A 6677-nucleotide genomic window follows, 5' to 3' on the forward strand; every position below is an offset into this window, starting at 1 on the left:
CCGCACGTCCGGATCTGTGTGGGGTCGGCCTAGCAATAGGTCGCTCTACCACGATAGGCTGTAGAATTACTCTTTTTTAAGAAAAATATCTTGTTTTATGGGTTCCAAATGCATTAGCTAATGCTATAAAAGCGCTTAGAGTTAATTACAGGAACTTGTTTTTTAATTGAATTTGGCTGTTGGAGTTATTCTACAGTCTCGTTATATGTTTAGGGAATGTTCAGAGTATGGATGAAAAATTTGAAGAAGTAGTCGACCGGTATTTAGAAAAAGCGATTGAAGTTGAAACTGAGACTTCAATGTCTCAAGCAAGCTCTTCAATGCTATTTGCTACCGCTTGCTACAATGCTCAAAACATTCTTGATAAATCATCCCCAAACAACCTCGAAGCTAATATTACAGAGTATATTGAAATGTATGAGGATATGCTTAGGAACTCTATTGAGCACTACTCCAGCAAATAAACATATAACAAGGCAAATCAACAAGGACTAAAACTGGTTGGCTTTAGTTACTTCGTTCCTAAATTTTAGCCAACCACTTTTAGTCTGTTATTGTGGGCGTTAGTTTTCTATGAATATATATCGCATATTATTTCTAAATTTAATTTTTATATCGGTGGCAACATTGGCAAGTGATAAACCTGAAGGCACTACTGATGAACAATGGAATAAGTATATCGAGCACAAAGCTTCTTGGGAGAAAATGCTAAAGGATCGCTACGATAATGAATTAAAGCATGCTCCGCCTAAACCGCCTTGGATTAAATATCCTAATCGCCATCCAACTGATATGTTTTGGCGTATGGGAAATGGTGAAGATTACTTAGTTGATTATTTTGGTCTTTACTTTAAATATTCGACTAAAGCTGAGATATATGCTTATAAGCTTAAATACCCAGAACACAAAGACTGGCTTGGGACGTATGAGAGTATCGAAAACTAACAAGATACTAAGGTTACGACAGTCCGCTATTGGCACTTTGCCGAAGTTCAGCTTTGAGCGTAAAAGGTCATTTAGAGTAACGCGGTAAGTTGGGTTGTCTCTGGTGAATTCATCATTTTGTCGGATGGAGTGGCTTCGCCACTTATCCGACCTACGTCAAAAGGTAGGTTGGTTAAGCCGAAGGCGCCAGCTAACAGAGTTTCAGATGCACGCCTTGAATGTTTTTTGCCACTTTTACGACGTTCAGCTGCTAACAATGAGTAGACCGTGAAAACTTATGATAGCTGGCGTCAATATTTGCTCTTGATGATTTTGCTGGCTAACACTTAGTCGATTAAAGTGAGGCAGTAAAGTCGGTTATAGCGCTTGTGAGTTCCTGCTCTTTTTCAACATTTAATTTTCCATCTACAAAGTAGTCGTAGAAACTACCTAAGCTAAATGAGCCTCTAATATCAGCTCCCCAAAATGGCATTATTTGACTTAATGTTTGTATATTGGTCGCGCCCCCTCGAGGACCTGGAGATGTACTCAATAAAAACACAGGCTTATTTGTTGCAAACATTGGGTTTTGTAAATCACCTAAACGAGATACCCAATCAAATAAGTTTTTAAACTCTGCAGGTATTGCACCGTTATGCTCCGGAGATGAAATAATAAAAGCATCGTGTTGTGCAAATAAAGTACGTATTTGCTTAGCGGCATCTGGATGACCTTCACTTTCTTCTCTGTCTAAACTAAAAAAAGGCATTGGGTAATCTCGAATATCTAGCGTGGTCACTTCATGACCTTCAATTTTGCTTGATGCCAGCTCTAATAATGTTCTATTGATAGAGTTTTTACTATTACTTCCCGATACGGTTAGTATTTTTTTCATTATTTAAATTCCTATATATCAAGGTTGCTTACTTAATTTAAGGGCAACCTTGTTGGTATGCTAAGCTATTTTGAACGCTGCGCTAAATTAAACGTAGCTTCGGTTTTGTTTATTGCTATTAATATTAGTCGTGATAAAGCTTTTAGCTTGCTTTATTTAAGTAAATTAATGATAAATGAACCTCATCGCTAAGCGCTGTAAAATCTAATTTATCGTCACGAATTAAATCACCGTCTTTTACTTCAACACCATTTACAATAGCTTCACCACCGGTAACATAAGCAATAAATTCGCCTTCGTGAGTGATATTTTGGTTTTTACTGATTAGACCAATTTCGATTATAGTCTGACTATCTAGTGTGTCTTGTTGAGATTTGTTACCGCCGTACACACGCACCATTTCGTCTCTTTTCAAGTCAAAAAAACTATAACTTGCAGGCTCACCTGATTTTTCAGGTAAAACCCATAATTGCAGCATTCTGTTTTCTACATCGTCTGGGTTAATCTCGTTATGAACAAAGCCTTCGCCGCCTGCTCGCTGTGCTTGCACTTGATTAGCATGCATCGATTTCCCATTTTCCATAGAGCCTTTATGTTCTATGCGTCCCTCAAGCATAACCGAAATAACATCTAATTCTTGATGAGGATGCATACCTGTTTCGCCTTTAGGTGAAAAGCGTGCATCAGCTAAATATATAAAGTTACCAAGTCCATTCCATGTATCATTTCGTCCGCCAATTTTATTATCAACGACAAGGCGTGTTTCTTTTAACCCTGCAAATCCGCCTCTATGTAATGAATCTTTGTGTAATACTTGCATTTTAAGCTCCTGATCTATTATTAATTGAAATAAAAGAATCGAAATGTTCTGAATTTTTAAACTATGAATCTATTATAGACAATATAAATTGTAGTTAAATTGAGTTACATTGATAAATAGGTTCGAATATACTGAACAATTAAATTAGATGGTGAGCTAATGAAATTATCCTTAGATGCGTGTGAAGTACTCGACGCAATAGATAGAAAAGGCAGCTTTGCAGCCGCTGCGGCTACTTTATATCGTGTGCCATCAACAATTACCTATACGGTGCAAAAGTTAGAAGAAGATTTAGGTATTATTGTTTACCGACGCGAGGGAAGAAGAGCTATTTTAACGCCTGCGGGCAAGGTATTACTTGAGCAAGGTAGAGAGTTATTAAAAGCAGCTCAGAACATTGTTGAAGTAGCTAAACAAGTAGACAGGGGCTGGGAGTCCCGCATTACCATTGCCATTGATACTATTTACGATATAAATGAACTATACGAGGTTGTTGCAGAGTTTTATAAACTTAACACAGATGTTGAAGTAAACATTATAGAAGAAGTATTAGGGGGTAGCTGGGACGCGATTATTGAAAATAGAGCTGATTTGGTTATCGGTGCACCTTTTCCAGATGTGAACACTCAAGGGATTAAATTTGAAGAAATTAAGCGCGCAGACTGGCAGTTTGTAGTCGGTAAAAGCCACCCTTTGCTAAAATATAAGCTTCCTCTATCTGAGGAGGATATAAAACCATATCATTCAATTGTGATCAGAGACTCTTCAAAAAAGTTGCCTCCGATGACGCACAGGATATTCGAAAAACAAACAGTGATGCGTGTTGCCACATTAGAGCAAAAAATAACAGCGCAGGTAAAAGGTTTAGGCGTTGGTTTTTTACCAACACATCGAATTATAAATCAACTGGGGGTAGGAGATTTAATCCCTTTACCAATTAACAAAGATGCACCGGTAACACCTTTGTTTCTTGGTTGGCGGACAAACAACAAAGGGAAAGCTACAAGGTGGTTTATTAATAAACTGCGTAAGAGTCTGTAATTTAGGGTCTGTTGATCTTTGCGGATTAAAATTTGTTCAAACTAGGGGCTATTTAATCGCGGCGCGAGATTTGTAACCTAGTGGGCTAAGTAAAAACCGAGCAACAAAGAGTAAATAGCCCCTAGGAAGAACCCTTTGGGCAGCGCCTGTTTGGCATTAATGCTACGTTATCGCCCATTTATGGGGAATAACCACACTGCATAGGCTCTGCCTTGCCTAAATACCAAACAGACTGCTGCAAATTTAACCTTGAAAGTTCAACAGACCCTAATATCAAAGCGCTTATCTATTTATACAGTCATCCCAATAAGGTGTGTTTTCAAAACTAGATATTAAATATTCAATGAATGCTCTTACTCGACGAGAAAGGTGACGATTTGAAGGGTAAACAGCATAAGCGTTTTCATTGCCCCATATGTACTTTGGTAATAAAGGCACCAAACGTTTATCTTCGATGTATTTATACGCAATAAAGCTCGGTAAAATACAATATCCAATGTCGTTTGAAATTAACTCTGCAATAAAATCTCCGTTACTGCACGAGTGAACAATTTGGGGTTTTATTTTACCTGCATGACCCGTGGGATCGGTGTAGTGAAGATAGTCGTTACTCAGCATGTAGCCAACCATTGGTAATGATTCTAAATCGCTTGCTGTTTTTGGCACGCCGTGCGTATTTAAAAAGTTAGGGCTGGCAACCGGAATAAGATTAAGCTTAAATAACTTTCTTGCAATTAGTTGTGAGTCTTCTAATACACCTATTCTTAACGCAATGTCATAGTGCTCTTCAATAATGTTTATGCGTCTGTCATCTAGATTGAGCTCCATTTTTATATCAGGGTGATTATTAATAAATGTTTTAACAACATTACCAAGATGGGCAACTCCAAAGGACAAAGGGGCTGCAATGCGAAGTTTACCCGTTAGTTTTCTATTTTCATTAGTGACCAAAGACTCCACTTCATCTAAATCATTTAGCAGTCGTAGGCATTGTTCGTAATATGATTTCCCTGTGTCGGTTAGACTAAACTTCCTAGTGGAACGATTAAAAAGCTGAATATGAAGTCGAGACTCAAGATCGTTTAGACGCCGGCTAACTGCAGATTTTGCAATATCAAGCTTACTTGCAGCATGGCTAATGCCTCCAGAATCTACAATTTGTACAAAAGTCTTCATCTCTTCATATTTGTCCATAGCTTTGCGTCTTCTCTTGTTCTAATTTGGAGAACTATTATTTCTTCAGTACGATGTTTTTGTCAATAACAAGAACACGTATTATCTAAATCGTAGTAACCCAACACGTTAATAAATTAGATAGAGGAACATAAATATGACAACCCAACATTATCCTAATACTCGTTTCACTCCAGAAAATAGCGCCATATTATTAGTTGATCATCAAACCGGCTTATTACTTGGGGTTAAAGATTTAGACCAAGATATGGTGCGTCGTAATGCTGCGACTCTAGCCAGAACAGCTAAGATGTTTAATTTACCAGTAATATTAACAACATCTGCAGAAGACGGACCGAATGGACCATTAATTCCACAAATTACAAATGAGTTACCCGATGTAAAAATAATTCAACGTACTGGTGAAATCGATGCGTTTGATTATCCTGAGTTTGCTGATGCAGTAGAAGCAACAGGTCGTAAAAATCTTATTATTGCGGGCATATCGACTGATGTTTGTTTAACGTTTGCAGCATTGAGTGCCGTTGCCCGTGGTTATAATGTTCATGCGCTAATTGATGCGTCAGGCACATGGAACGATGCAGCACAAGCAACATCAATTGCTCGTATGTCAGCCGCTGGTGTAACTATGAACTCTACAGTTGGTATTACAGCTGAGTTACAACGTGATTGGAAAAACCCAACAGGTGAGCAACTTGCAGGGCTATACGCAGATCTTGCAATTCCGTTTTATCAAACATTAATTGCGCTTCGCTCTTAATTTGTATCGTTGGCCTACCATATTTACTGGTAGGTCAACAGTTTAAGTCAAAGACAGCGAGCTTTGACTTTATATTAAGCACCACTCACAACTACTTAAGGCACTCTCCAGCCAATCGACAACATAAAACGTTGATAATAATTGGCAAGGTATTTTACAGTGCTGGATGGCGCTTCGCTTATCCTACCTACACTCATACAAAGCCGCTTATTTGGATTCATCCACTGCTAAAACTAAACGTTTATTCAATACTTATACCTTGCTTTAAAAAGTAATCTTCGGCTGCATCAGTATGGGGCTTAAATGCTTTCCAACGGCCAATTGCTTTGCTATTTAATGGTTGGCGTACTTGTACTTTACTGGCGGTAGAGACCGGTGCGGTGTTTAAGTGAAAATCTATACATTGTGCTTGCCACTCTAAGTTACAAAAGCTGACTAACTCTTTAATTTGCTGCTCGGGCTGTGAGACTAATTCTTCGTATTTTACTAATTTTATATTGCTGTGTTGCATGCTGAAGTGCTGCATTAATGAATAGAACAGACACCTAATGAATAGAACAGACACCCACTCTAAATTTTGTGAATAGAACAGGCACCCACTCTAAATTTTGTGAATAGAACAGGCACCCACTCTAAATTTTGTGAATAGAACAGACACCCACTCTAAATTTTGCGCTTTATGAAAAGAAGTACTAGGCTTTATTTAGTGTAAAAAACAAGCAGGCTGTCTTATGGCAATTGCAAGAAAACGACAAGTAAGTTTGGTTGATACAAAATACTACCACTGTATTTCACGCTGTGTTCGTCGTAATGAATAGAACAGAAATGAATAGAACAGACACCCACTCTAAATTTTGCACTTTATGAAAAGAAGTACTAGGCTTTATTTAGTGTAAAAAACAAGCAGACTGTCTTATGGCAATTGCAAGAAAACGACAAGTAAGTTTGGTTGATACAAAATACTACCACTGTATTTCACGCTGTGTTCGTCGTGCATTTTTATGTGGAGAAGACCGTTTTACTGGTCAATCTTACGAGCATCG

At 38.1% G+C, this 6677-nt stretch carries 8 protein-coding genes and 3 pseudogenes; 6 read left to right on the plus strand and 5 right to left on the minus strand.

Annotated features, from left to right (window positions below):
* The first annotated feature begins 227 nt into the window (after positions 1-227).
* Positions 228-464 carry a DUF3144 domain-containing protein gene (locus NRL14_RS20440; protein WP_306725482.1) on the plus strand — a complete coding sequence of 79 codons (237 nt, stop codon included), beginning with the start codon at positions 228-230 and terminating at the stop codon, positions 462-464.
* A 109-nt stretch (positions 465-573) separates the two neighbouring features.
* Complete coding sequence (locus NRL14_RS20445) at positions 574-945, plus strand: hypothetical protein (protein ID WP_282130468.1); 372 nt, start codon at positions 574-576, stop codon at positions 943-945.
* A gap of 71 nt (positions 946-1016) precedes the next feature.
* Here the strand turns inward: NRL14_RS20445 and NRL14_RS20450 are convergent, their stop codons facing one another.
* The 3 genes from NRL14_RS20450 to NRL14_RS20460 all read right to left on the minus strand — a co-directional run bounded on the left by NRL14_RS20450 (position 1017) and on the right by NRL14_RS20460 (position 2639).
* Complete coding sequence (locus NRL14_RS20450; protein WP_306725483.1) at positions 1017-1202, minus strand: hypothetical protein; 186 nt, start codon at positions 1200-1202, stop codon at positions 1017-1019.
* Between the two features lie 77 nt (positions 1203-1279).
* A complete protein-coding gene (locus NRL14_RS20455; protein WP_169060237.1) occupies positions 1280-1819 on the minus strand; it encodes an NADPH-dependent FMN reductase in 540 nt (179 codons plus the stop codon).
* 142 nt (positions 1820-1961) lie between these two features.
* Positions 1962-2639, minus strand: coding sequence for a pirin family protein (locus tag NRL14_RS20460; protein ID WP_182702615.1), 678 nt, complete (start codon positions 2637-2639; stop codon positions 1962-1964).
* A gap of 159 nt (positions 2640-2798) precedes the next feature.
* On the opposite strand from NRL14_RS20460, the gene NRL14_RS20465 reads away from it, so the two are divergent.
* The gene (locus NRL14_RS20465) at positions 2799-3680 is read left to right on the plus strand and encodes a LysR substrate-binding domain-containing protein (RefSeq protein WP_149613368.1); all 882 of its coding nucleotides are present in this window, start codon (positions 2799-2801) and stop codon (positions 3678-3680) included.
* A 282-nt stretch (positions 3681-3962) separates the two neighbouring features.
* Here the strand turns inward: NRL14_RS20465 and NRL14_RS20470 are convergent, their stop codons facing one another.
* Positions 3963-4874, minus strand: coding sequence for a LysR family transcriptional regulator (locus NRL14_RS20470; RefSeq protein ID WP_306725484.1), 912 nt, complete (start codon positions 4872-4874; stop codon positions 3963-3965).
* A gap of 136 nt (positions 4875-5010) precedes the next feature.
* Here NRL14_RS20470 and NRL14_RS20475 point away from each other — a divergent pair, with 136 nt between their 5' ends.
* Positions 5011-5634, plus strand: coding sequence for an isochorismatase family protein (locus NRL14_RS20475; RefSeq protein ID WP_149613366.1), 624 nt, complete (start codon positions 5011-5013; stop codon positions 5632-5634).
* A gap of 241 nt (positions 5635-5875) precedes the next feature.
* On the opposite strand, the pseudogene NRL14_RS20480 reads toward NRL14_RS20475, so the two are convergent.
* Positions 5876-6172: pseudogene (locus NRL14_RS20480) on the minus strand (sulfotransferase domain-containing protein); the annotation flags it as partial.
* A 193-nt stretch (positions 6173-6365) separates the two neighbouring features.
* On the opposite strand from NRL14_RS20480, the pseudogene NRL14_RS20485 reads away from it, so the two are divergent.
* Positions 6366-6443: pseudogene (locus tag NRL14_RS20485) on the plus strand (Mobile element protein); the annotation flags it as partial.
* Positions 6444-6549: 106 nt separating this feature from the next.
* A pseudogene (locus tag NRL14_RS20490) lies at positions 6550-6677 on the plus strand (transposase); the annotation flags it as partial.

This window comes from Pseudoalteromonas sp. 20-92 (genome assembly GCF_030847595.1).
Classification (GTDB): Bacteria; Pseudomonadota; Gammaproteobacteria; order Enterobacterales; family Alteromonadaceae; genus Pseudoalteromonas; species Pseudoalteromonas fuliginea.

Coding starts and splice junctions, on each gene's coding strand:
- NRL14_RS20440 (WP_306725482.1), top strand. CDS start 228: ATGGATGAAAAATTTGAAGAAGTAGTCGACCGGTATTTAGAAAAAGCG.
- NRL14_RS20445 (WP_282130468.1), top strand. CDS start 574: ATGAATATATATCGCATATTATTTCTAAATTTAATTTTTATATCGGTG.
- NRL14_RS20455 (WP_169060237.1), bottom strand. CDS start 1,819: ATGAAAAAAATACTAACCGTATCGGGAAGTAATAGTAAAAACTCTATC.
- NRL14_RS20460 (WP_182702615.1), bottom strand. CDS start 2,639: ATGCAAGTATTACACAAAGATTCATTACATAGAGGCGGATTTGCAGGG.
- NRL14_RS20465 (WP_149613368.1), top strand. CDS start 2,799: ATGAAATTATCCTTAGATGCGTGTGAAGTACTCGACGCAATAGATAGA.
- NRL14_RS20470 (WP_306725484.1), bottom strand. CDS start 4,874: ATGGACAAATATGAAGAGATGAAGACTTTTGTACAAATTGTAGATTCT.
- NRL14_RS20475 (WP_149613366.1), top strand. CDS start 5,011: ATGACAACCCAACATTATCCTAATACTCGTTTCACTCCAGAAAATAGC.